Source organism: Hydrogenophaga flava NBRC 102514, from assembly GCF_001571145.1.
GTDB lineage: Bacteria > Pseudomonadota > Gammaproteobacteria > Burkholderiales > Burkholderiaceae_C > Hydrogenophaga > Hydrogenophaga flava.
In genome coordinates, this window is the sequence record NZ_BCTF01000002.1 from 106296 (window position 1) to 130124 (window position 23829).

Here is a 23829-nt window from a genome sequence, read left to right on the forward strand (position 1 = left end):
AACTAGTCATTCCTTGGGGTATCAGTCAAAAACTTCGGCGTTCTTGAGCAGCAGGGCTGCCTGGTCCTTGCCCGACAGGGTCGGTGTTCCGTCGTATCCCCACTCGATGCCTAGGTCGGGATCGTTCCAGAGGATGCTGCGCTCGTGAGCAGGGGCGTAGTAGTCGGTCGTCTTGTAGAGGAACTCGGCGGTCTCGCTGAGTACGACGAAGCCGTGCGCAAAGCCCTCGGGCACCCACAGCTGGTGCTTGTTCTCAGCCGTCAGGTGCACGCCCACCCATTTCCCGAAGGTGGGCGATGAGCGGCGGATGTCGACCGCGACATCGAACACCTCGCCCTGGACCACTCGCACCAGCTTGCCCTGGGCCTGCTGGACCTGGTAGTGCAGCCCGCGCAGCACGCCCTTTGTGGATTTGGAGTGGTTGTCCTGCACGAAGCGCACGGGGCGCCCCACCGCTTCTTCAAAGCGGGCGTGGTTGAAACTCTCGAAGAAGAAGCCGCGCTCATCGCCGAACACCTTGGGCTCGAACAGGATGACCTCGGGGATGGACTGTGGGGTCGCTTTCATGGCTCAGCGCAGCTCGTCTTTGATGATCTGTTGCAGGTACTGGCCGTAGCCGTTCTTGGCCAGCGGCTTGATCAGGCGTTGCACCTGCTCGACGTCTATCCACTTGCTGCGGTAGGCGATCTCCTCCGGGCAGGCCACCTTCAGGCCCTGGCGCTTTTCCAGGGTGGCGATGAACTGGCCGGCTTCCAGCAGGCTGTCGTGGGTGCCGGTGTCCAGCCAGGCGTAGCCGCGACCCATCACCTCCACCTGCAACGAGCCGGCTTCCAGGTACAGGCGGTTGAGGTCGGTGATCTCCAGCTCGCCGCGGGCAGAAGGCTTGAGGTTCTTGGCCAGCTCCACCACCTGGTTGTCGTAGAAGTAGAGGCCGGTCACCGCGTAGTTGCTCTTGGGCTGGGCAGGTTTTTCTTCCAGGCTGAGCACCTTGCCCGAGGGGTCGAACTCGGCCACGCCGTAGCGCTCGGGGTCGTGCACGTGGTAAGCGAAGACGGTGGCACCGTCCGGGCGCTGCGTGGCGTTGCCCAGCAAGGCCGCGAAGTCGTGGCCGTAGAAGATGTTGTCGCCCAGCACCAGAGATGACGGGTCGTTGCCGATGAACTGCTCGCCGATGATGAAGGCCTGAGCCAGGCCGTCGGGGCTGGGCTGCACGGCGTACTGCAGGTTCAGGCCCCACTGGCTGCCATCGCCCAGAAGATCGGTGAAGCGCGGGGTGTCCTGCGGGGTGGAGATGACCAGGATGTCGCGGATGCCGGCGAGCATCAGCGTGCTCAGCGGGTAGTAGATCATCGGCTTGTCGTACACGGGCATGAGCTGCTTGCTCACCGCCTGTGTCACGGGGTACAGACGCGTGCCGGAGCCGCCGGCCAGGATGATGCCTTTTCTGTTCATGGCGTTCTCAGGATCTGTTGCAGGATGTGGTTCAGCCCTTCCCGCCACGGCGGCAGGCGCAGGCCGAAGGTCTTGGTGAAAAGGCTGGTGTCCAGCCGCGAGTTCAGAGGACGGCTTGCGCGGGTCGGGTAGTCGGCGCTGGCGATCGGATGAATGTCCGCTGGGGTCAGGCTCAGCGGCTGACCCGCTTGGGTGGCACGCTCGATCACGAAGCTGGCGTATTCGCACCAGGATGTTTCTCCGCCCGCGCTCATGTGGTACAGCCCGAAAGGAAAGGCAGGGTCGTGGCGCAGGCGCATCGCGAGGTGCGCGGTCAGGTCAGCGATCAGGGCTGCAGAGGTGGGGGCGCCGACCTGATCATGGACCACGCTGAGTTCCTTGCGCTCGGCCGCCAGGCGGAGCATGGTCTTTGCAAAGTTGTTTCCGTGAGCTCCGACCACCCAGCTGGTGCGCAGCACGAGGTGCCGAGCAGTGCTGCGCATCAAGGCCTGCTCACCATCGCGCTTGCTGCGCCCATAGGCTCCAAGAGGTGCTGTCGCATCCGTTTCCACGTAAGGCGTGGCCTTGCGACCATCAAAAACATAGTCGGTGGAGTAGTGGATGACCGCGGCGCCCAGGCGTGCAGCTTCTTCGCCCATGACCCCAGGGGCAATGGCATTGACCGCTGTGGCGAGTTGTCCGCCGGCCTCATCTTCGGCACGATCCACCGCGGTGTACGCGGCGGGATTGACGATGAGATCTGGGCGCGAAGTCCTGATCAGGGCTCGCAGCGCCTGTTCGTCGGCCAGGTCGCAGTCGCCCGAATCCACTGCATGAACGGTGCCCAGTGGTGCCAGGGCTCTCTGCAACTCAAACCCGACCTGGCCGTTCTTGCCGGTCAGGAGAATCTTCATGCAAGCGCTCCGTACTGCTGGCCGATCCAGTTCCGGTAGTCGCCGCTTTGCACGTGCGCTACCCAGTCGGGATGGTCCAGGTACCACTGAACGGTCTTGCGGATGCCGGTGTCGAAGGTTTCGGCGGGCTTCCAGCCTAATTCTCGGTGAATCTTGGTCGCGTCGATGGCGTAGCGGCGGTCGTGGCCCGGCCGGTCTTTCACGTAGGTGATCTGCGTGGTGTACGACTGGCCGTCGGCACGGGGGCGCAGATCGTCCAGCAACGCGCAGACCGTCTTGACGATCTCGATGTTCGGCTTTTCGTTCCAGCCGCCCACGTTGTAGGTTTCACCTGTGGCTCCGGCTTCGAGCACGCGGCGGATCGCACTGCAGTGGTCCTTGACGAACAGCCAGTCGCGCACCTGCATGCCGTCGCCGTAGACCGGCAGTGGCTTGCCGGCCAGAGCGTTGACGATCATCAGCGGGATCAGCTTCTCGGGGAAGTGGTAGGGACCGTAGTTGTTCGAGCAGTTGGTGGTCAGCGTCGGCAGGCCGTATGTGTGGTGGTAGGCACGCACCAGGTGGTCGCTGGCCGCCTTGGAGGCCGAGTAGGGGCTGTTGGGCGTGTAGGGCGTGGTTTCGGTGAACGGTGCATCGTTCGGTCCCAGCGTGCCGTAGACCTCGTCGGTCGAGACGTGCAGGAACCGGAATGAAGACCTGGCTTCACCTTCTAGAGCACCCCAGTACGCACGCACGGACTCAAGCAGGTGGAAGGTGCCGACCACGTTGGTCTGGATGAAGTCCTCCGGTCCGTGAATGGATCGGTCGACGTGGCTCTCGGCAGCGAAGTTCACCACGGCTCTGGGCTTGTGTTCTGCCAGCAGGCGGTCCACAAGAGCTCTGTCGCCAATGTCGCCCTGGACGAAGATGTGTCCGGGGTTCCCCTGCAGGCTGGCCAGGTTCTCGGGGTTGCCGGCATAGGTCAGCTTGTCCAGATTCACCACGGGTTCCTGTGACTGTGCGATCCAGTCGAGCACGAAGTTCGCGCCAATAAAGCCTGCGGCGCCGGTAACCAGAATCATCTTTTCTCCTGCTTGATGTCTCGGGCGAGATCGTGGGAACCCTTCTCCTACCCATGGGATGGAGCGGTTCTGAAGGGCTTGTGTCTTGAAGGGCTGGCTATACCAATGGCAGGCGGCCCAGGTGCTTGCCAAAGTAGCGCGCCATGCTCGCAGCATGCCAGCGCATGTACCGGAAGTTGTGCCGGCTGGCGCGCTGGGCCTCATGCACCACCGTGACCCCCGGATCGCACATCACTTTCCAGCCCGATTTCCACAGGCGGGCGCAGATGTCCACATCCTCGTAATAGAGGTGGAATTTAGCATCAAAACCTCCCACATCCCGAAACGCCTGGGCACGAAACAGCAGGAACATGCCCGCCACCCACTCCACCGGGCGGGCGCCTGACTGGGGCGTCAAGTGGTAGCGGCCATCGTTCAAGCCAGCGAGTTTCTGCGCCAGGTTCCAGGGTGTGGGAAAGCGCCGCGCGTTGTCCTCTGGCTGTCCGGCCGAGCCCAGCACCAGCGGCGCCACCAGCCCCACCGTGGGGTCCTGCATTGCGGCCAGAAGGCCCGGGAACGGGTTGGTTGGCAAACGGATGTCCGGATTTGCCACGCAGTAGAACGCTTGTTCGCACCCCTCGAAGGCCTGGTTGTGGTTGCCGGCAAATCCCAAGGGCAATGGGTTGTGGCGCGCCAGGACAGTCAAGCCGGTTGGCGGGCGCATGGGCGCGTCCGGGATGTTTTCCGTGACCACCAGTTCATCCACCTCGGTCGTTCCGGCCAGGTCCTGCAGGAACTGGTTGGCCAGCCGGGCCTGGCCGTGGCTGACCATGGACAGGCGGATGCTCACAGGCGCCTCAGCACGCGGTAAATCAGGCGCTGCAGGGGCGGAAACGGCAGCGACAGCTGGGATGCGAGCCAGGTGGTGAACCGTTGGCCGGTGGTCAGCTCACCACCGAAACGTGCCAGAAAACCATGAGCCTGCCGGGCGTTGAGGCGAAAGATCTCGCCGTGCCGGTCGTCGAACAAGCGGTGCACGATGGTCTTGAAGGCCACGGGCTTGTCCTGCGCCTTGGCGCCTATGGCGTTGCTGGCGTGCTGGCGGTAGTCGATCAGCGACTGGTCCAGGTACTGGCGGCTGCCCAGGGCGCTGGCTACCAGCGACAGCCACCAGTCGTGCATGATGGCTTCGGGTGGGACCGGCAAGGCCTTTTCCAGCAAGGCACGGTTCATCAGGCTGGTGCATCCGGTCAGCGTGTTGCTCAGCAGTTGGGCCGGCAGACTGCTGAGATCGGGGCGCAGGCCCTGGTACCGGGCCATTGAAGGGGCGATTTCCCGGCCGTCCTCTTCGATGACACGCAGGTCGCTGTGCACCAGGGCCGGGGCGCCGGGGCGGGCTTGTTCAAGCGAGCGGATGGCGGCCAGCCCAACGGCCAGTTTGTCGTGGTGCCAGACGTCGTCCTGATCGGAGAGTGCGATGTAGTTCGCGCTCCCGAAGCCGTTTGGCTCTAGGTCCAGGGCCTGTCGCATGAGGCATGAGAAGTTGCCACTGGCGCCCAGATTGCCCAGGTCGTCCTCGATCACCGTGATGCGCGCGGGCCAGCGCAGCCGGAGTTCGTGCAGCAGCCCGGGTGAACCGTCGCTCGATCCATCGTCGCGGCACAGGAGGTGGGTGCTCACGCCGCCCTGGTTCAGGATGGATTCCACCTGTTGTGTGAGGAAGCGCTCGCCGTTGTACACCGGCAGCAGCACCAACACCCAGGGCGAAGCGGCGTCTGAAATGGTCGGGGCTAGAGACTGGCTCATGAAGTGTGATGGGGTGGACCGCCGGTGAGGCCTGGTCAAAGCTGGTTGAGGGCCAGGCCCAGCCAGAACGAGGCACGACCGGAGCGGGTCTGTCGCCAGAGACCGCTGTGGCGTCCGGCCTGCATGCGCCCGATCAGATCGGGGCGGCGGCGCATGTCATGGAACTTGCGCAGCAGGTCCAGCGACTTGGGTTGCAGCTCTTGGGCGATGTCGTTCATAGCCGCTTCTGTCTGATCACCCCAGAGCCGGTACTGCCCCTTGAACAGCATGCCCATGCGCAGGACCTTGTCCCAGGAGCGGCCTTGCGATCCGATCAGGTTGTCGGCGTGCTGGCGGTAGAGCAGGCAGGGCTCCGGATCGAAGTGCATCTGCCCGCCGCAGCCGGTGACGACCTGGTAAGCCGTCCAGTCGTGCAGGACCGAGTGCTCGGGTCTGACCCGGCGCATCAGCCGCAGCAGGGGCTGGTTGAACACCATGGTGTTGCCACTGGCCACGTTCTGCAGCAGGGCATTGCCGAAACCCAGGGGGCGCTGCGGCAGGCGGCTGATGCCGATGGGTTCCAGTCGCTCGTTGACCAGGCGGGTGCGCGCGGCATACAGCGCTGGCTGGCCCGCGGCCACGCGCAGCGCGCGCAGGGTCGTCACTGCACGGGAAAGCTTCTCCGGTAGCCACACGTCGTCCTGATCGCTGAAAGCGATCAGGTCGTGACTGGACGTGGGCTCTACAGTGCGCAGGAGGTGGAAGAAGTTGGCCGTGGAGCGTCGGCCCGGTCCCTTGACGAGCCGGATGCGGTGGCCACCGTGCGCGTGTGCAAAGGCCTCACACACTCGAACGGTGTCGTCCGTCGATCCGTCGTCGCTGACGGTCAGCGTCCAGTGGGTGTGGGTCTGGCCTGCGATCGATTCCAGCTGCTCGCGGATGTACCTGGCCCCCTGGTAGGAAGCCAGCAGCACATGCACGCAGGGCAAGGCGCCAGAGGCTTCACTCATTCGGCGGCGCGTCGCGTTCCCAGCACCTCGTGCAGGATCGCGGTGAAGCGTTTTCCGAAGGTCTCGGTGGCGCACTGTTGCCTGAACACCTTGTGGCCGTTAGCTGCAATGTGCTGGCGCAGAAGTTCGTCATTCTTGAGGCGCAGGATGGCGTCGGCCAGCGCCTGGGGATCGGCTGGATTCACCAGCAGCACGCTCTCGCCGTCCTTGAGCAGCTCCTGAACGGGCTCGTTGCGGCTGGTGATCAGGGGCTTGCCCACGCCAATAGCCTCGACGACCTTGTTGGTCAGCACGAGCTTGGCGCGCTCGTTGTCGCCAAAGATACCCAGGCACACGTCGGCCCGGGCCATCAGCTCGGCGAGCTTGGCGTACGGCACGGGGTCGAGGAATTTCACATGCGGCAGGCCAAGCTCGCGGGCCAGTTGCATGTCCTCTGTGTAGGTCAGTCCTTTGCCCACGATCTGGAACTTCACACCATGTGGTTCCAGCAGCTTGGCGGCCTTGAGGATGTGGCGCACGCCATGGAAGGGGATGTACTCACCATGGAAATGCACGAGAAACTCGCCATCGGAGGGGCGCGACGGTCCCGGCTTGATCACGCTGTCGTCCACAGCCAGAAAGAGTCGGCGGAACTTGCTGGTCTCGGTGTGGATGGTGCGCCCGAAATGGCCGATGACATAGTGGCTGTCCAGGATGGACAGTTTCGTCATCTTGTAAGCCAGCCAGTCGCTCAGACCATAGATGCGAGCCTTGAGCGAGCCGGGTGCGGCCTTCTCCCGGTCGAACACCATCGTGTCGAACGTGGTGATGTACATGTCGAACAGGATGGGTTTCCATGTCAGCAGCCGCACCAGCGGTGCGAGCAGCTGGCCGTAGAAACCAACCACGACCGCATCGCAGCGGGGAGCGTTCAGGAGAGTTCTGAGCAACAGGCCCGGGTAGTGCTTGAACGACTTGTCCGGCGGCAGGCATTCGACAACCTCAAAGCCGTTCTGGCGCATGGCGTTGAGCACGATGCGGGTGCGTGAGTAGGCGGCCTCCCGTCCAGCGACATACAGGATTTTCATCAAGAACCGGATCAGAAGCGGAGGTTGGCCTTGAGCACCACGCTCTGGGTGTTGCGCACGTCCTGCAACTGGGCGCCGTAGGTGGCGCTGAACTGAAGGTGGCGTGCCACGTCCATGGTGGCCTGCAGACCCAGCTGGGTGCGCTCGACCTTGGACAGCGGGAAGATTTCGCGTTGCACGACACCAGGCGAGCCCGCCTCGCGCATCGACACAGTCACGGTGTCGCGCGACAGGCTGGAGACGTGGTGCAGGCTGCCACCAAAACGCAGCTTGCGCTGACCGCTCAGGGCGATCGGGTCGGTCTGCAGGTCCACGCCGATCCCCGAGAGCCACTCGTTGACCCGGTTGGAACTGAACAGCACGTCGGTGGTGTAGAGGGTGGAGGTCAGGGCCGGATCGAGGCTGTGCGACTGGTTGGTCAGCGACACCCAAGGCGTCACGCTGAAGAAATCGCCGCGCATCGGGTAGCGCATCTTGTTTTCGAACGACCAGGTGCTACCGCTCTGGCGGTTCTCCAGCGTGCGCCGGACGAGGCCGTCCTGCGCGTGGCTGGCGAAATTCAGATCCAGATGGGAGAACTGGCTGCTCATCACCCAGCCCGACACCGGCTTGTTCCAGTACAGCGACACGGCGTCGGAGGTGTACTGCTTGGAGTTGCGCATCTCGGTCGTGGACAGGTACTTGGCCTGGTCCTGCTGGAACACGGCGATGCCCATGCGGCTGCTCTGGGCGTTGTCGGCCGATCCGACGCGCATGTCGAAGGCCAGTCCGGTGGGGGCCGAGCCCTGCTGCGGCTGGGCGAACGGCTGGAACACCCGGCTGTTGCGCGCGTTGAACTGGAAGGCATCCCCCTCGCGCAGGCCGAGCGGCAGCAGCCTGAAGCCGGGCTGCAGTGTCTTCTGCTCGGCCATGGACAGCACCAGTGTGCCGTTGTCGATGTCCTGGTTGATGCGCCCGGCCGAATCGGCGCCGGCACTCACGCTGTTGGCCCAGTCCCAGCCGCGGGTCAGGTAGTGCTGGTAGACGCGGGTGATGATGTCCTGGCCCCGGTTCCCGAAGTGCGTGGCGTCGTGGTAGAGCGTGTCCACTGCCGAGCGGGAGGGGTTGGCCGTCGAGACGTTGGTGAAGCCAAACTTGGCTGGCTCGTTGAAGATGCGCTGGAACACGGTGTACATATCCACCGCGATCACATTGGGTGTGGCGTTGGCCACCGAGGCGATGTAGTTGTTCCAGCCGATCACCTGTTGGGATGCCAGCGACGACACGCCTGGGCCACGGCCCCAGTCGTGCAGTTGGGTGACAAACAGCCGGCGGTTGTCGGCTGCGGCACCGGCCGCGATCAGGCGGGCCACGCCGTCGGAGTAGCCCTTCTTGGCATTGGTCAGGTTGTTGTCCGGAGAGCCGTTGCGGCCCATGTCGTTGTGGCCCAGGTAGACCACGGTCAGGTCCCCGTCGCCAATGGCGCTGCCCCGGCTTTGCCAGTTGTCGATCTGTTTGTCGAAGGCGCGTGCCTCGCCGTAGCTGGCTCGGGCACCGCCCAGCGCGTAGATGTCGGATTTCGTGACCGTGCCGCGGCCCTGCATCTGCGTGGCCCAGTTGATGGTGCCGATGGAGTTCGTGAATCGCGGGTCGGAGTAGCTGTCGCCGAACACCCGCATGGTGTTCACGTGCACCTCGCCCAGCGAGCTGCCGCCGCTGCTGCTGTAGGGGTTGGCGACCGACGGTGTGGAGCCGCCGGAGCTGGCGCAGCCGGTGATGAGTGCGGTGACCGCCAGGGTCATGGCCGACAGGGCGTGATGGGACTTCATGAAGGTTCTCCCCGAAATGTGTCTGGTGGGTCAGTCGCTGCCGAACAGGTCGCGTGTGTAGACCTTGTCCTGCACATCGGCCAGTACTGGCGTGAGGCGGTTGGTGATGATCACGTCCGATTCCCTCTTGAAGGTTTCGAGGTCGTTGACCACCGGCGAGTGGAAGAACTCGTCTTCCTGCAGGGCGGGTTCGTAGATGATGACGCGGATGCCTTTGGCCTTGATCCGCTTCATGATGCCCTGGATGCTGGAGGACCTGAAGTTGTCTGAGCCCGCCTTCATGATCAGGCGGAACACGCCGACCGTCTTGGGCTTCTGCTTGAGGATGCTCTCGGCAATGAAGTCCTTGCGCGTCGTGTTGGACTGCACGATCGCCTGGATCAGGTTCTGCGGCACATGCTGGTAGTTGGCCAGCATCTGCTTGGTGTCTTTGGGCAAGCAGTAGCCACCGTAGCCGAAGGACGGGTTGTTGTAGTGGTTGCCGATGCGTGGATCGAGGCCGACGCCCTCAATGATCTGGCGCGAATCCAGGTTGTGCGCCGCAGCGTAAGTGTCCAGTTCGTTGAAATAGGCCACCCGCATGGCCAGGTAGGTGTTGGAAAACAGCTTGACCGCCTCGGCCTCGGTCGAATCGACAAACAGCACCGGAATGTCCTGCTTGCGAGCGCCTTCCTTGAGCAGCCCGGCGAAGGTTTCCGCCCGCTCCGAGCGCTCGCCCACGATGATGCGAGACGGGTACAGGTTGTCGTGCAGGGCCTTGCCTTCGCGCAGGAACTCCGGGGAAAAAAGCAGGTTCTGGCAACCGGTCTGCTCGCGCCCCTTGGCGGTGTAGCCCACAGGCACCGTGGACTTGATCACCATCACGGCCTGCGGGTTGATCTGCATCACATCGTGGATGACCGCCTCAACCGACCGGGTATTGAAGTAGTTGGTTTCGGGGTCGTAGTCGGTGGGCGTCGCAATGATGACGAAGCTGGCGCCTTCGTAGGCTTCGTGCTTGTCCAGCGTGGCGCGCAGGTTCAGCGGCTGGTGGGCCAGGAAGTCCTCGATGTCCGCGTCGACAATCGGACTCTTGCGCGCGTTGATCAGCGCCACCTTCTCGGGAACGATGTCCAGAGCGACGACTTCGTGGTGCTGGGACAGCAGCACGGCGTTGGACAGCCCGACATAGCCGGTGCCAGCAACCGCAATCTTCATGGGAAACCTTGTGTAAGAGCTAGGCCGAAAACCTTGGAATTTTGCCATAGGGGCCTCTGAGCCCCTTATGGATTCCTTAGGCCAGGATTCCTAGCGCGAACGGCAGGCTGGCCATGCCCAGCAGCGTGGACAGGGTCACCAGACCGGCCACGTAGGGCCCGTCGTAGCCCATCCGGGCTGCCAGCACGTAGCAGCTGGAGGCGGTTGGCACTGCGGAGAACATCAGCAAGATGGTGGTCTGCGCCGTGTCGAGGCGGAAGGCCATGGCCAGCCCGAGGGCGAGCAGCGGCATGCCCAGGTGCTTGACACACAGCACCATGACGCCGAGCTGCTTGGCCTTGGTCAGGCTGCCCAGCTGCATGCCCGCGCCAGCGGCCATCAGCCCCAGGGCGAGGGATGCCTGCCCGATGCGGTTGACGGTCGGTTCCAGCCAGGGCGGGACCGTGAAGCCGAGGAGGTTGGCGACGAGCCCGCTTGCGGTGGCGATGATCAGCGGGTTGCGCATCAGCTCGCGGGCGAAGCCCTTGTTGGCGTGGCGGGCCATCGGCCAGACCGCGCCCACGTTGAACAGCGGCACGCAGACCCCGATCAGCACCGCGATCATCAGCAGCCCCTGCGGACCGGCGATCTTGTCGGCCAGCGCCAGGGCGATGAAGGAGTTGAACCGGAACCCCACCTGCGCGCTGGCAGCGTGCAGCCGCGGGTCCAGCCGACGCCCCAGCCAGGGCCAGTGGGGCAGTGAGTAGGACAGTGCGATGCCACAGACGCCCAGTGCCAGGCCGGCGGCCATCAGGCTGGAAGCGGCGCCCAGGTCCAGCGGGCTCTTGACGATCGAGTGGAAGAGCAGGACCGGGAACAGGAAGAAATACACCAGGCTTTCCAGTGGCTCCCACACCGTGCGGTTCAGGGCGGTGAAGCGGCAGACCAGGTAGCCGCAGAGAATCAGAGAAAAGTCCGGAAAGAGCAGTTGGGCGAAGTTCACCGGGCGAGCATAGCGCCCGGGCGTGTCCGCCTCCCGGGGTTTGTACTTATGTAGTCTCCCGCATGGTCAACCGTGTGCAGGCTGACTACAGTCACGGGGAGCTAGCAGGGTTCGTGTGCCCGTTGCTATTGTTTTTGTACACAACTAAGGAGAGATCGCATGTTTGCTCGCCGTTCCCTGATGGGGCTGGGTTTGGTTGCCATGTCGCTGGGCGCGACCGGTGTGGTCTGGGCGCAGGCCTACCCAAACAAGATCATCCGCTTGCAGGTGCCGTTTGCCCCGGGTGGCACGACCGACATCGTCGCGCGCGTGATGTCCGAACCGCTGGGCAAATCGCTGGGCCAGAGTGTGGTGGTCGAGAACAAGGCCGGTGGCGGCGGTGTGATCGGGGCCACCGAGCTGGCACGTGCCCCCGCGGACGGGTACATCCTCGGCATGGCCACGGTGTCCACCACGGCTGCGAACCCGGCGATCAACCCCAAGATCCCGTACAACACGCTCACCGACTTCACCCCCATCACCAACATCGCCGCCACGCCCAACGTGATCGCGGTGCACCCCAGCTTCCCGGCCAAGGACTACAAGTCCTTCATCGCCGAGCTCAAGAAGAGCCCTGGCAAGTACAGCTACGCCAGCTCCGGCACCGGTGGCATCGGCCACCTGCAGACCGAGCTGTTCAAGAGCCTTGCGGGCGTGTTCATGACCCACATTCCCTACCGCGGGGCCGGACCGGCTCTGAACGACACCGTGGGCGGCCAGGTGCCCATCATTTTTGACAACCTGCCGTCGGCCCTGCCGCACATCAAGGCCGGTCGCCTGGTGCCCATCGTGGTGGCCGCGCCGCAGCGACTGCCCGTGCTGCCCGACGTCCCGACCTTCAAGGAGGTGGGCCTGGAGCCTGTGAACCGCATGGCCTTCTACGGCCTCATCGGCCCCAAGGGCATGCCCAAGGACGTGGTGGACAAGCTCTACAACGCCACCAAGACGGCCCTGGCAGACCCGGCGGTCCGCAAGCGCATCGAGGACACCGGTTCGCTGATCGTCGCCAACACGCCCGAGCAGTTCACGGCCCAGATCAAGGCCGAGTACGAGGTGTACAAGGAAGTGGTGGTCAAGCAGAAGCTCTCGCTGGACTGATGGACCTCACGGCGCTCGCGCGCAGCGAGGAGAGCGCGGGCGCCTTTGTCGACGCCCTCTGGCTGGAGGAGGGCCTCTCGCGCAACACGCTCGATGCCTACCGGCGCGACCTCGTGCTGTTCGGCCAGTGGCTGGCGGCCCATGGCGCGCGTTCCCTGCCGCAGGCGGGGGAAGCCGACATCCATGCCTACTTCGCCAGCCGACACGCCGAGACCCGGGCGACCACCGCCAACCGGCGTCTCACGGTGTTCAAGCGCTACTTCCGGTGGGCGTTGCGCGAACGCCTCATCGAGGCCGATCCCACCCTGCGGCTGATGGCGGCGCGGCAGCCGCTGCGCGTGCCCAAGACGCTGTCCGAAGCCCAGGTCGAGGCGCTGCTGAATGCGCCCGACACCGCCACACCGCTGGGCCTGCGCGACCGCGCCATGCTGGAGCTGATGTACGCCAGCGGCCTGCGGGTGAGCGAGCTGGTGACGCTGCGCACCTTTCAGGTGGGCCACCAGGACCATGTGCTGCGGGTCACGGGCAAAGGCAACAAGGAGCGGCTGGTGCCGTTCGGGCAGATCGCGGGCGAGTGGCTGCAGCGCTATCTGAAGGAGGGCCGCCCCGACATCCTCGGTGGGCAGGCCAGCGAAGACCTGTTCGTCACCGCGCGTGGCAGCAAGGCCGGCGAGGCGATGAGCCGTGTGATGTTCTGGAACCTGGTCAAGCGCTACGCACTCGCGGCCGGCATCACCTCGCCGCTGTCGCCGCACACCCTGCGCCACGCCTTCGCCACCCACCTGCTCAACCACGGCGCCGACCTGCGGGCGGTGCAGATGCTGCTGGGCCACGCCGACATTTCGACCACCACCATCTACACCCACGTCGCACGCGAACGGCTCAAATCGGTCGTGGCACAGCACCATCCGCGCGGCTGATTGGATGGTCCTGGGGGTATAACCCAGGGTATGGATGGCTTCATGCAAACCCCTGTGGCTCAGGCTGCGATGCTGGCGCTGGCCGGCGCGCTGGCGTTCTGGCTGAAAGACGTGCCCGGGCTGGTGGTGTCCTGGGGCAAACGCTTCTTCATCTCCACACTCACCATCGACTCGCGCGACGAGTTCCTGTTCTCGGCGCTGGTCGAGTACATGGACGCCCACCCCTCGCTGCGGCAGGTCAACCAGTTCACCGCCCGCAGCGTGCGCCAGGGCACGGAGTACCAGAGTCTGGCCGAAGACCTGCGGGCCGGCCAGGCGCCGCGGGCCTACCTGTCGCCTGGCGAAGGCCTGCACATTCTCTGGATCGACGGCCGGCTGGTCTGGATCCGCCGCGAACTCCAGGTGACGCAGAGTGTGTTCGAGCGCATCAGTCTGTCGCACTTTGGCCGCTCGGGCGACTGGCTGGCAGCTTTCCTGCAACGCGCCATCGACGCGCGCGCCAGCCGCGAGAGCGACACCCTCTCGGTCTACATCCCCAACCCGTTCCACGGCGGCGACTGGATGCGGGCGCGACTGGGCTCGCGCCGCCCGCTGTCGTCGGTGGTGCTCAAGGCGGGGCAGGTCGAGGCGCTGCTGGCCGACCTGCAATCGTTCTACGCCGCCCACGAGCGCTACGCCGAGCTGGGCATTCCCTGGCGGCGCGGCTACCTGCTCTATGGCCCCCCCGGCACCGGCAAGACCTCGCTGGTCACGGCGCTGGCGTCCGAGCTGCACCTGAACGTCTGCACGCTGAGTCTGGCCTCGCCCATCGTGACGGACGAGAAGATCCACACCCTGCTGGCGGCCGTGCCGCAGCGCTCGCTTCTGCTGATCGAGGACGTCGATGCCTTCTTCCACCAGCGCGACGCGGCGCACGCCCAGGTGCGGCTGTCGTTCTCCGGCTTCCTCGATGCGCTGGACGGTGTGGCGACGCAGGAGGGCAATGTGCTGTTCATGACTACCAACCACGCCGAGCGGCTGGACGAGGCGCTGATCCGCGCCGGGCGCATCGACGAGCGTGTGGAGCTTGGCGCGTGTGATGAGGAGCAGCTGCGGCGGCTCTACCTCAAGTTCGATCCGGACGAGGTGGCGGCGCTGGCGTTTGCTTCGGAGCACGCCCCACAGGGTCTGTCGCCAGCCCACGTGCAAGGGATGCTCATGCGGCGCTTCGGGACCTCTCGGCGACAGACCTGATGTCGCTCACTGCGGCGGTCGCTGCACCAGCTCCACCATCAGCCCCTGCTCGGTGACCGTGATCTGGCCAGGCCGCAGGCCCAGCAGGTCGGCCATCGCGGCTTCCTTCTGCGGCAGCTGGTAGAGCACCACTTCGCGCAGCGACTGCTCCGCCAGCGCGGGCGCATAGGTGTTCAGCAGGTCCACCGCCTCGGGCTGCAGGCCGGGAAAACGGAAGCGGTAGACCTTGAGCTGGTGCGCCCGCAGCGAGCGGTCGCTGTGTTCGTAGCGCAGCGCGAAGTCGACCGTGAAGCTGCCCTGCTGGGTGCGGGCCAGCGCCGCGCCGGCGGCGGTCACCGGCATCTCGGCGCGCAGCCGGTTCTGTGCGGGCAGCAGGCCCAGGCGCGGTGCGCCGAGGTCCAGGTTCACCAGGCCGGCGACCGGGTAGCGCACCGGGAAGCGTTTGGCCACCTCGGTCTGCAGCAGGTCCTGCGGCACCGTGATGCGGGGCAGGGCGGGGGGCGGTTCAGCTGCAGCAGCGCCGGCCGTCTGCGCCAGGCTGTGCCCGCACAGGCCCACCGTCACCAATAAAAGAAGCAGGCGGCGGCGCACGCGGGCTCCATTCAGCGGTAGAACACCTCGACCGGGCCCTTGAGCTGGATCAGCACGGGCTGGCCACGGCGGTCCACCGTCTTGCTCGACTGCACCTTGACCCAGCCTTCGCTGATGCAGTACTCGGCCACATCAAAGCGTTCCTTGCCGTTGAAGCGGATGCCGATGTCGTGCTTGAACACGGCGGCCACATGGTGGGGGCTGCGCGGGTCGATGCTCAGGTGGTCGGGGAGTTCGGGGCGGGCGGTGTCGGACATGGTGGCGGGGTGCGGAAATCAATAAAGCACGATTGTCCCGCATGACGGCCGTCGTTCAGTCCTCCAGCACGCGCACCTTCACGGCTTTGCCCTTGACCTTGGTGGTGGCCAGCCGGCTGGCCACCTGCTGCGCGATGGCGCGGTCCACCGCCACGTAGGTGGACCATTCGTTGACGTTGATCTTGCCCACCTGTTCGCGGGTGTAGCCCAGGTCGGCGGTGAGCGCGCCCAGCACGTCGCCGGGGCGGATCTTTTCCTTGCGCCCGCCCTGGATGTGCAGCGTGACCATGGGCGGTTGCAGCGGTTCTTTGCTTGTGGGCGTCAACTCGCTGACCGGGTGCCATTCGGACTCGCGTTTCTGCAGCTGTTCGATGCGGCCCACATAGCCCATTTCGTCCATGCTCGCCAGGTTCAGTGCCAGACCGCTTTCGCCTGCGCGGCCGGTGCGGCCGATGCGGTGGATGTGCACCTCGGGATCGGGTGTCACATCCACGTTGATGACAGCGGCCAGGCTGGCGATGTCCAGCCCGCGCGCGGCCACGTCGGTGGCCACCAGCACGCTGCAGCTGCGATTGGCAAAGCGCACCAGCACCTGGTCGCGCTCGCGCTGTTCGAGCTCACCGAACAGGGCCAGCGCGGAAAAGCCCTGGGCCTGCAGCACGGCCACCAGGTCGCGGCACTGGGCCTTGGTGTTGCAGAAGGCGATGGTGCTGGACGGCCGGAAATGCAACAGCAGCTGGCCGACCACGTGCAGGCGTTCCTTGTCGCTCACCTCGTACCAGCGCTGTTCGATCTGTGCGCTGCTGTGCTGCGCCTGCACGGCAATCGTCTGCGGATCGCGCATGAACTGCGCGGCCAGCTTGGCGATGCCCTCTGGGTAGGTCGCCGAGAACAGCAGGGTCTGGCGCTCCTTGGGGCACTGCTTGGCGACCTTGACGATATCGTCGAAGAAGCCCATGTCCAGCATGCGGTCGGCCTCGTCCAGCACCAGGGTGTTGAGGGCGTCCAGCTGCAGGCTGTCGCGCTCCAGGTGGTCCATCACGCGGCCGGGCGTGCCGACCACGATGTGGGCGCCGTGCTCCAGCGTGGCCAGTTGCCCGCGCAGCGGCACGCCTCCGCAGAGCGTGACGACCTTGATGTTGTCGTCCGCGCGCGCCAGGCGCCGGATTTCGGTGGTGACCTGGTCGGCCAGCTCGCGCGTGGGGCACAGCACCAGGGTTTGCACCGCGAAACGGCGCGGGTTGAGGTTGGCCAGCAGAGTCAGGGCGAAGGCGGCGGTCTTGCCGCTGCCGGTCTGTGCCTGGGCAATGAGGTCCTTGCCCAGCAGGGCGGGCGGCAGGCAGGCCGCCTGGATCGGCGTCATGCGCAGGTAGCCCAGCTGTTCCAGGTTGGCCAGGGTGGCCGGGGAGAGGGGGAGCTGGCTGAAGCCGGCGTCGGAGGATGCGGGGGAGGCGGAGGTCATCCGCGATTATCCGCACATGCCGGCTGCGGTGGAGTCAGGCGCTCAGGGTGAAGTGGAAGGCCGCCCCCGCCCCGGGCTCGGACAACGCCCACACGCGACCGCCGTGGCGCATGACGATGCGCTGCACGATGGTCAGCCCGATGCCGGTACCGGTGTATTCATCCTCCCGGTGCAGGCGCTGGAAGGGGCCGAACAGGCGGTCGGCGGAGGCCATGTCGAAGCCACAGCCGTTGTCGCGCACGAAATACACGGTCTCTCCGTCGACTGTCTTGGCGCCCACCTCGATGCGCGTGATCTTGCTGTGGGCGCAGAACTTCCAGGCGTTGCGCATCAGGTTGTCGAGCAGGCTGCGCACCAGCGTCGGGTCGGCCAGGGCTTCGAGCTTGGGCGAAATCCGGATCTCGGCCACACGTTGTGGCTCGGACTCCATCAGCTGGCTGGCGATCTCGCCCGCGATGCCGCTGATGTCCACCACCCGCAGCTGCATGGGCACCTGGTTCAGGCGGGCCATGTGCAGCAGGGCATCGATCAGCGCCCTCATGCGCTGGCCGGTGGCGGCAATCCGCTGGACCAGGTCGATCCCGTCCTGGTCGAAGCGGGTCGGCTGTGTCTGCAGCAGCATGTCGCTCAGGCCAATGATGGCGCGCACCGGCGCGCGCAGATCGTGCGCCACCGAGTAGCTGAACGCCTCAAGCTCCTTGAGGCTCTGGTTGAGCTGATCGGTGCGCGCAGTGACCAGATGCTCCAGGCTCTCGTTCAGGGTCTTGAGCCGCAGCTCGCTCTGCTTGCGCTCCGACACGTCCTGCACCACCCCGGTCACGCGTTGGTCGGAGACGTGACCGGCGTCGATCTTGATCCAACGCGGCGTGGGGTCCTCAGCGAGCACACGGAACTCCTCGCTGAAGTGCATGAGGTCGTTCAGGCATTGGTGGAGCTTGGCTGCGATGGCGTCCCGCTCGGTGGCGTCGACGCGCGAGAGCAGGTCGGGCAGTGTCAGCGGCTGGTCGTGTGGCCAGCCGATCAGGTCGGCGGTGCGGTGCGACGGGGTGATGGTGGTGGTGGTCTTGTCCAGCTCCATGACTCCCAGGCTGGCGGCATCGAGTGCCTGCTGCAGCAGGCGTCGGCTGTCGTTCAGCTCGTTCTCCAGCCGCTGGCGCTCGAACGCCATCTGGATGGTGGCGTGCAGCTCGCGCTCCGAAAAGGGCTTGAGCAGGTAGCCATAGGGCCGCGTCTTGCGGGCCCGCTCCAGGGTCGAGTCCTCGGAGTAGGCGGTCAGGTAGATGACTGGGACGGCGTGTGTTTCGCGCAGCTTGGCGGCCACTTCGATGCCGTCCATGTCGCCCTGGATGTGGATGTCCATCAGCACCAGATCGGGCTGCATCTGCGACACGAGATCGATGCTCTCCTGGCCCGAGACCGCGATGGCGGGCACGTCGTACCCCAGCATCGACAGGCGCTGCTGCAGGTTGAAAGCCACGATGCTCTCGTCCTCCACCACGAGGATGCGGGCGGGCTGGTTCATGGCTGGCCTCCGGGAGGGATGCGGACGGTGAACCGCGTGGGGTTGGCGCGCTGCACCTCCAGCGTGCCCTGCAACTGGCGCGTCAGCAGCCGCACAAGTTGCAGGCCCAGCGAACCGGTTCGCTCCAGATTCTGATCCTCCGGGATGGCGACACCGTCGTTGCTGATGGCAAGGTTGACACTGCCATCGTCTCCCTGCTCAAGCATCACCTGGATGGTGCCGCGCTGCTGGTCGGGAAATCCGTGCTTGAGCGCGTTGCTCACCAGCTCGTTGACGATCAGGCCACAGGGGATCGCCTCGTTGATCGGCAGCTTGACCTGGGTGGACTCGATGTTGATCGAGACATGGCCGCTCACCATGCCGTAGGAGTCCATCAGGCTGGGCAGCAGCTCGTCCAGAAACCGCTGGAAGTCGACCCGCGCAAAGTCGTGCGACTGGTACAGCGTCTGGTGGATCATCGACATTGATCGAATGCGGTTCTGGCTGTCGCGCAGCATGGCGACCAGATCCGGGTCGCCGATCTTGAGCATCTGCAGATCGAGCAGGCTGTGGATCACCTGCAGGTTGTTCTTGACCCGGTGGTGCACCTCTTCGAGCAGCAGTTCCTTCTCTCGAAGTGCGTCGCTGATGCGGCGCTCGTTCTGTTTGCGCTCGCTCAGGTCCAGGATCACCGACAGGATCATCGGGCCCTCACCGGTGTCCACCGGGTTGATGCCGATCTCCACCGGGAATTCGCTGCCGTCCTTGCGCAGCCCGCTGAGATCTCGGCCTGCACCCATCGGTCTTGCGGTGGCCTCGGTCTGGAAGCCACGTCGGTAGCCGGGATGCGCATGCCGGTAGCGTTCGGGCACCAGCATCTCCACCGGCTTCCCAAGCAACTCTTCGCCCGTGTAGCCGAAGGTGGCTTCGGCGAGCCGGTTCACGCGGGTGATCACGCCTTGCTGAGTGACCACGACCATGGCCACCGGTATGCGGTCAAATGCCTGCCCGAGGTATTCGTCCAGCTGGATGTTTGGTGCGCTCATGGCCAACGTGTGGGAGGGGTGCCGAGTGTTGGTCCAGCATATAGGGGAATGGACCACGCTGCGCGTGAAAAACACCGCGAGGGCGCGCGTCGCGCTTCCTGCTTGATACGAACGAATTCGTTTTTGGCTCAGGCGCTGAGCAGATAGTCGAGTTCGGCCTGGCTGAAGCCCGCCGCCCGGCGCGCCTCGTCGTTGAAGGGCGGGCGCAGTCGGGGTGCCGTGTGCACGCGCGCCAGGTGCCGGTAGTGCGACAGCGGCTCCAGGCCCTGGCGTTCGCACAGCCAGCCATACCAGCGGTTGCCAATCGCCACATGCCCGACCTCGTCGCGCAGGATGATGTCCAGGATGTCCACCGCGCGCAGCGCAGCCGGTGTGCCCACCTTGCGCAACCGGGCCTGTATCAGCGGCGTGGCGTCCAGTCCGCGCGCTTCCAGCGTGCGCGGCACCAGGGCCATGCGCGCGGTGATGTCGTGCTGCGTCTTCACGCACATCTCCCACAGGCCGTTGTGCGCCGGGAAGTCGCCGTAGTCGTGGCCCAGGCTCTGCAGGTGTTCGCGCAGCAGGCCAAAGTGGGTGGCCTCTTCATCGGCCACGCGAAGCCAGTCGCGGTAGAAGCTGGCGGGCATGCCCGCGAAGCGCCAGACCGCGTCGAGCGCCAGATTGATGGCGTTGAACTCGATGTGGCAGACCGCGTGCAGCAGGGCGGCCAGGCCCTCGGATGTGAACGGCGAGCGCTGCGCCACCGCCATGGGCGGCACCAGCACCGGCTGGGCCGGACGGCCGGGCAAGACCTTGTCCTCGGGCACCGGGATGGACTGTGCTGGCGCCAGCGCCTGCTCGCGCGCGGCCTCGTCGGGCAGTGCCAGCAGCCGCTGCCACAGCGCATGGGCGGCGTGCACCTTGGCCTGCGGGTCCGGCAGGCACAGGGCGTCGAGCGCGGCCTCGCGCAGGCTGGGTTCGGGGCTGGGGACGGTGGGCATCCCTACAATTCTAGGTTTGCCCCGCAGCCCACAGGAGACTCCCCGCATGGCGATCTATGAACTCGATGGCACCCGCCCGCAGGTGGCCGATTCGGCCTGGGTGGCCGAGAACGCGCAGGTGATCGGCGATGTCCAGCTCGCGCCCGGCAGCAGCGTGTGGTTCGGCGCCACGCTGCGGGGCGACACCGAGCCCATCGTGGTCGGCGAAGGCAGCAACATCCAGGATGGCTCGGTGCTGCACACCGACAAGAACCTGCCGCTGACCATCGGTCGCCACGTCACCGTGGGCCACCAGGTCATGCTGCACGGCTGCACCATCGGCGACGAGTCGCTGATCGGCATCGGTGCCATCGTGCTCAACGGCGCGAAGATCGGCAGGAACTGTCTGGTCGGTGCGGGTGCACTGGTCACCGAAGGCAAAGAGTTCCCCGACGGCTCCATGATCATCGGCAGCCCGGCCAAGGCCATGCGCCAGCTCACGCCCGAGCAGATCGAGGGCCTGCGCCGCAGCGCCTTGCACTACATGGAGAACGCCGAGCGCTACCGCCGGGGCTTGAAAAAAGTCGGCTGACCCCGATCTGCCAACGTTCTTTTTCTGAAAGCACAGAGTGTCCGAGCTCCACAAATTCCTGTTTGAAGGCCTGCCGGTGCGCGGCATGCTGGTGCGCCTGACCGACAGCTGGCAGGAAATCCTGCGCCGTCGCCAGCAGGCTGGTGGCTATCCGGCGGCGGTGACCGAGCTGCTGGGCGAAATGACGGCCGCGGCCACGCTGATGCAGGCCAACATCAAGTTCAACGGTGCGCTGATCCTGCAGGTGCAGGGCGATGGTCCGGTCAAGCTGGCCGTGGCCGAAGTGCAGCCCGACCTGGCGCTGCGCGCCACCGCTACCGTGACCGGCGAGGTGGCGGCCGATGCGCCGCTCTCGCACATGGTCAACGTCAACAACCAGGGGCGCTGCGCCATCACGCTCGACCCCAAGGACCGCCTGCCGGGCCAGCAGCCCTACCAGGGTGTGGTGCCGCTGTTCGGTGACCGTCGCGAGAAGCTGGAGAAGCTCAGCGAGGTGATCGAGCACTACATGCTGCAGAGCGAGCAGCTCGATACGCGCCTGGTGCTGGCCGCCAACGACCAGGCCGCGGCCGGGCTGCTGATCCAGCGCCTGCCGCTGCAGGGCGAGTCCAACCTGGCTGGTGCAGGGGCGATGGCGCGCGACGAAGACCAGATCGGCCGCAACGAGGACTACAACCGCATCGCCATCCTGGCCGCGAGCCTCAAGCGCGAAGAGCTGCTGACGCTGGATGCCGACACCATCTTGCACCGTCTGTTCTGGGAAGAGGATGTGCGCCGCTTCGAGCCGCAGACCGGCGCCGACGGCCCGCGTTTTGCCTGCACCTGCTCGCGCGAGCGTGTGAGCGGCATGCTCAAGTCGCTGGGTCGCGAGGAGGTCGAGTCCATCATCGCCGAGCAGGGGCAGGTGGAAGTGGGTTGCGACTTCTGCGGCGCGCAGTACCACTTCGATCCGGTCGATGCCGCGCAGGTGTTCCTGCAGGCGGCTTCACAGCCGCCCATAGCGGGCGGCACGCACTGAGCCCTTACTTCAAGACATCGAGCACATCGTGGGTGGCGCCCATGGTGTGGTAGTCGACTTTTCCGGCCGGGCTCTTCTCGTCTGAGTACTTTCGGTTGTCGGCGGTCAGGATGCGCCACCATGCACCGTATTCGTGGTCCACAAAGTGGCGCCATGAATAGGCCCAGAGGTGGTCGTAGGCCGCCCAGTAGCGCGGCTCGCCTGTGACGGTGGCCAGCCGCGCCGCGGCGGCCAGTGACTCGGCCTGGACCCAGAAGTACTTGTCGCTGTCGCAGATGCTGCCGTCGGGCGCGAAGCCGTAGTACAGGCCGCCGTGCTCGCCGTCCCAGGCCTTGTGCATCGCGGTGTCGAAGAAATGGCGCGCGCGGTCGATCAGGGCCGCATCTGGGCGGCGCTCGTGCAGTTGCAGCAGCAGCTTGGTCCACTCGGTCAGGTGGCCGGGCTGGAAGCCCCAGGGGCGGAAGATGTTGGTCTTGTCGTCCTTGTTGTAGTCCCAGTCCACCGACCAGTCGGCCTTGTAGTGCTCCCACACCAGCCCGTCGGCCAAGCCCGCCTGCCGGACGGTGATGTGTTCGGCCAGCAGCGCGGCGCGGTTCAGGTAGCGTGTTTCGCCGGTGGCGTCGTAGGCCGCCAGCAGCGCCTCGCACAGGTGCATGTTGGCGTTCTGCCCGCGGTAGGGCAGCAACTGCCAGTCGGCCGTGGCTTCGTCGGCGTACAGGCCGTGGGCCGGCTCCCAGAAGCGCTGCTCCAGCAGGTCGAAGGTCTGCGCGATGCCCGCGTGTGCGCCGGTCACGCCGGCCATGTGCGCGTGGGCGTGGGCCAGCAGCACGAAGGCCAGGCCATAGGCGTGGTTGGTGGCGTCCAGCACGCGGGCCTGGCCGTCCCGCCAGTCGAGCAGCCAGGCGTAGCCGCCGGTGTTGGGGTTGCGGTGCATCGGCAGGAAGTCGAAGGCCTGTTGCAGCGCGAGGCGCACCTTTTCTCCACCCAGTCCGCGGCGCGTGGCCATGGCCAGTGTGACCACGTAGCGCGTGCTGCTCACCAGGTGCCGGGTGTGGGCGTCGTAGACGCTGCCGTCGTCGCGCAGGAAGTGGAACAGACCACCGTGGGGATCGATCGCGCGCGGCAGGTAGAACGACAGCGTGTCTTCGATGTGGGCGCGCAGGAAGGCCGGCGAGCGGAAGTCGGGCAGGGGTGTTGCGGGAATCATGGGCGTGCGTCTCCAGTGTTGTTGCGTGCGAGCAGGCCACTGAACAGACGGTGTTCGCAGGCCGGGTCGCTGCATTTGTCGCAGCTCCAGGCGCGGCGGCCGTTGGTCAGGGACTGTTCGGTGGTGGTGAGGTCCAGCCGCAGGCATCGGCCGATGGCGCGCAGGGCTTGTTCGGTTCGGGCCTGTCCGTGGCCGTGGATGGTCTGGAAGGCCAGTCCCGCGGCCTGCAGTTCGCGCCGGATCGATGTGTCCACCGCATCGCGCACGGCGGGGCTGTCGCGGAAGAAACCATCGGCGACCCAGGGCAGGCCCAGACCCATGAGCAGGGTCAGGTCCGTGCGGCGCTGCCAGGCCAGGGCCTCGGGCCAGAGCGAGTGGTCATTGAAATAGAGCTCGCTGTAGGCCGCGATCACGAGGGGCGAGGTGTCGGCAACGACGATGTCCACGTTATGCCGGGACGCCGCCTCATCGGTGAGGCGTGCCTGCTCGCGGGCCAGCTCAGCCTGTTCGTGCACATGGGGCGCACGGCCCTGCTGTTCGCACCAGTTGCGCAGGTGCTCGGGCACCATCTCGGCGTTCTGACCCGTTTCCGCGAGGTGCCCGCACAAGGCACGGGCCAGGGAGGTCTTGCCGGTGGATTCGCCGCCGAGCAGCGTGACCACAAGTGCCACG

24 protein-coding genes are annotated in these 23829 nt (G+C 65.7%); 5 read left to right on the forward strand and 19 right to left on the reverse strand.

Features of this window, described 5'->3' with window-relative positions; translation table 11 throughout:
* Positions 1–21: 21 nt before the first annotated feature.
* The 11 genes from rfbC to HFL01S_RS02270 all read right to left on the reverse strand — a co-directional run bounded on the left by rfbC (position 22) and on the right by HFL01S_RS02270 (position 11234).
* Positions 22–567: a dTDP-4-dehydrorhamnose 3,5-epimerase gene (gene rfbC, locus HFL01S_RS02220; RefSeq protein WP_066254047.1), complete on the reverse strand. Its 546-nt coding sequence runs from the start codon at positions 565–567 to the stop codon at positions 22–24.
* A 3-nt stretch (positions 568–570) separates the two neighbouring features.
* Positions 571–1452, reverse strand: coding sequence for a glucose-1-phosphate thymidylyltransferase RfbA (rfbA, locus tag HFL01S_RS02225; RefSeq protein ID WP_066254051.1), 882 nt, complete (start codon positions 1450–1452; stop codon positions 571–573).
* Positions 1449–2345 (reverse strand): dTDP-4-dehydrorhamnose reductase, encoded by an 897-nt coding sequence (gene rfbD / locus HFL01S_RS02230; protein WP_066254053.1) that lies wholly within the window; start codon positions 2343–2345, stop codon positions 1449–1451. The genes rfbA and rfbD overlap by 4 nt, the downstream gene beginning before the upstream one ends.
* On the reverse strand, positions 2342–3406 hold the full coding sequence (gene rfbB / locus HFL01S_RS02235; protein ID WP_066254056.1) for a dTDP-glucose 4,6-dehydratase: 1065 nt from the start codon (positions 3404–3406) through the stop codon (positions 2342–2344). The genes rfbD and rfbB overlap by 4 nt, the downstream gene beginning before the upstream one ends.
* Before the next feature lie 97 nt (positions 3407–3503).
* Entirely contained in the window at positions 3504–4235 is a 732-nt protein-coding gene (locus HFL01S_RS02240; RefSeq protein WP_218008589.1) for a glycosyltransferase family 2 protein, read from the reverse strand.
* The gene (locus HFL01S_RS02245) at positions 4232–5191 is read right to left on the reverse strand and encodes a glycosyltransferase family 2 protein (protein WP_084383046.1); all 960 of its coding nucleotides are present in this window, start codon (positions 5189–5191) and stop codon (positions 4232–4234) included. Before HFL01S_RS02245 ends, HFL01S_RS02240 begins: the two co-directional genes overlap by 4 nt.
* 35 nt (positions 5192–5226) lie before the next feature.
* A complete protein-coding gene (locus HFL01S_RS02250) occupies positions 5227–6180 on the reverse strand; it encodes a glycosyltransferase family 2 protein (RefSeq protein WP_084383047.1) in 954 nt (317 codons plus the stop codon).
* Positions 6177–7247 carry a glycosyltransferase gene (locus HFL01S_RS02255; RefSeq protein ID WP_066254066.1) on the reverse strand — a complete coding sequence of 357 codons (1071 nt, stop codon included), beginning with the start codon at positions 7245–7247 and terminating at the stop codon, positions 6177–6179. The genes HFL01S_RS02250 and HFL01S_RS02255 overlap by 4 nt, the downstream gene beginning before the upstream one ends.
* An 11-nt stretch (positions 7248–7258) precedes the next feature.
* On the reverse strand, positions 7259–9055 hold the full coding sequence (locus tag HFL01S_RS02260; protein ID WP_066254068.1) for a GDSL-type esterase/lipase family protein: 1797 nt from the start codon (positions 9053–9055) through the stop codon (positions 7259–7261).
* Between the two features lie 30 nt (positions 9056–9085).
* A complete protein-coding gene (locus HFL01S_RS02265; RefSeq protein WP_066254071.1) occupies positions 9086–10252 on the reverse strand; it encodes a nucleotide sugar dehydrogenase in 1167 nt (388 codons plus the stop codon).
* A 76-nt stretch (positions 10253–10328) separates the two neighbouring features.
* Positions 10329–11234 carry an AEC family transporter gene (locus HFL01S_RS02270; RefSeq protein WP_066254074.1) on the reverse strand — a complete coding sequence of 302 codons (906 nt, stop codon included), beginning with the start codon at positions 11232–11234 and terminating at the stop codon, positions 10329–10331.
* 180 nt (positions 11235–11414) lie between these two features.
* Here HFL01S_RS02270 and HFL01S_RS02275 point away from each other — a divergent pair, with 180 nt between their 5' ends.
* From HFL01S_RS02275 to HFL01S_RS02285, 3 genes are read left to right on the forward strand one after another with little or no spacing between them, the layout of a single operon-like run.
* On the forward strand, positions 11415–12371 hold the full coding sequence (locus HFL01S_RS02275; RefSeq protein WP_157538751.1) for a tripartite tricarboxylate transporter substrate binding protein BugE: 957 nt from the start codon (positions 11415–11417) through the stop codon (positions 12369–12371).
* On the forward strand, positions 12371–13291 hold the full coding sequence (gene xerD / locus HFL01S_RS02280; RefSeq protein WP_066254082.1) for a site-specific tyrosine recombinase XerD: 921 nt from the start codon (positions 12371–12373) through the stop codon (positions 13289–13291). The genes HFL01S_RS02275 and xerD overlap by 1 nt, the downstream gene beginning before the upstream one ends.
* Before the next feature lie 42 nt (positions 13292–13333).
* The gene (locus tag HFL01S_RS02285) at positions 13334–14524 is read left to right on the forward strand and encodes an AAA family ATPase (protein WP_169802302.1); all 1191 of its coding nucleotides are present in this window, start codon (positions 13334–13336) and stop codon (positions 14522–14524) included.
* A gap of 6 nt (positions 14525–14530) precedes the next feature.
* Here HFL01S_RS02285 and HFL01S_RS02290 read toward each other — a convergent pair whose 3' ends face one another.
* The 6 genes from HFL01S_RS02290 to HFL01S_RS02315 all read right to left on the reverse strand — a co-directional run bounded on the left by HFL01S_RS02290 (position 14531) and on the right by HFL01S_RS02315 (position 20361).
* Positions 14531–15115 carry a hypothetical protein gene (locus tag HFL01S_RS02290; RefSeq protein ID WP_066254088.1) on the reverse strand — a complete coding sequence of 195 codons (585 nt, stop codon included), beginning with the start codon at positions 15113–15115 and terminating at the stop codon, positions 14531–14533.
* Positions 15116–15126: 11 nt separating this feature from the next.
* Positions 15127–15372, reverse strand: a complete 246-nt coding sequence (locus HFL01S_RS02295; protein WP_066254090.1) for a DUF3297 family protein — start codon at positions 15370–15372, stop codon at positions 15127–15129.
* Between the two features lie 55 nt (positions 15373–15427).
* Entirely contained in the window at positions 15428–16834 is a 1407-nt protein-coding gene (dbpA, locus tag HFL01S_RS02300; protein WP_066254093.1) for an ATP-dependent RNA helicase DbpA, read from the reverse strand.
* Between the two features lie 34 nt (positions 16835–16868).
* Entirely contained in the window at positions 16869–18356 is a 1488-nt protein-coding gene (locus tag HFL01S_RS02305; protein WP_066254095.1) for a sensor histidine kinase, read from the reverse strand.
* Positions 18353–19381 carry a sensor histidine kinase gene (locus HFL01S_RS02310; RefSeq protein ID WP_066254097.1) on the reverse strand — a complete coding sequence of 343 codons (1029 nt, stop codon included), beginning with the start codon at positions 19379–19381 and terminating at the stop codon, positions 18353–18355. The genes HFL01S_RS02305 and HFL01S_RS02310 overlap by 4 nt, the downstream gene beginning before the upstream one ends.
* A gap of 128 nt (positions 19382–19509) precedes the next feature.
* Positions 19510–20361 (reverse strand): ferritin-like domain-containing protein, encoded by an 852-nt coding sequence (locus tag HFL01S_RS02315; protein ID WP_066254101.1) that lies wholly within the window; start codon positions 20359–20361, stop codon positions 19510–19512.
* A gap of 46 nt (positions 20362–20407) precedes the next feature.
* Here HFL01S_RS02315 and HFL01S_RS02320 point away from each other — a divergent pair, with 46 nt between their 5' ends.
* Both HFL01S_RS02320 and hslO read left to right on the forward strand, forming a co-directional pair.
* Positions 20408–20932 (forward strand): gamma carbonic anhydrase family protein, encoded by a 525-nt coding sequence (locus HFL01S_RS02320; RefSeq protein WP_066254103.1) that lies wholly within the window; start codon positions 20408–20410, stop codon positions 20930–20932.
* A gap of 37 nt (positions 20933–20969) precedes the next feature.
* Positions 20970–21950 carry an Hsp33 family molecular chaperone HslO gene (hslO, locus tag HFL01S_RS02325; protein ID WP_066254106.1) on the forward strand — a complete coding sequence of 327 codons (981 nt, stop codon included), beginning with the start codon at positions 20970–20972 and terminating at the stop codon, positions 21948–21950.
* A 4-nt stretch (positions 21951–21954) separates the two neighbouring features.
* On the opposite strand, the gene HFL01S_RS02330 is transcribed toward hslO, so the two are convergent.
* Positions 21955–23157, reverse strand: a complete 1203-nt coding sequence (locus HFL01S_RS02330; RefSeq protein ID WP_066254110.1) for an AGE family epimerase/isomerase — start codon at positions 23155–23157, stop codon at positions 21955–21957.
* Positions 23154–23828 carry an AAA family ATPase gene (locus HFL01S_RS02335; protein ID WP_066254112.1) on the reverse strand — a complete coding sequence of 225 codons (675 nt, stop codon included), beginning with the start codon at positions 23826–23828 and terminating at the stop codon, positions 23154–23156. Before HFL01S_RS02335 ends, HFL01S_RS02330 begins: the two co-directional genes overlap by 4 nt.
* Position 23829 lies beyond the last annotated feature (1 nt).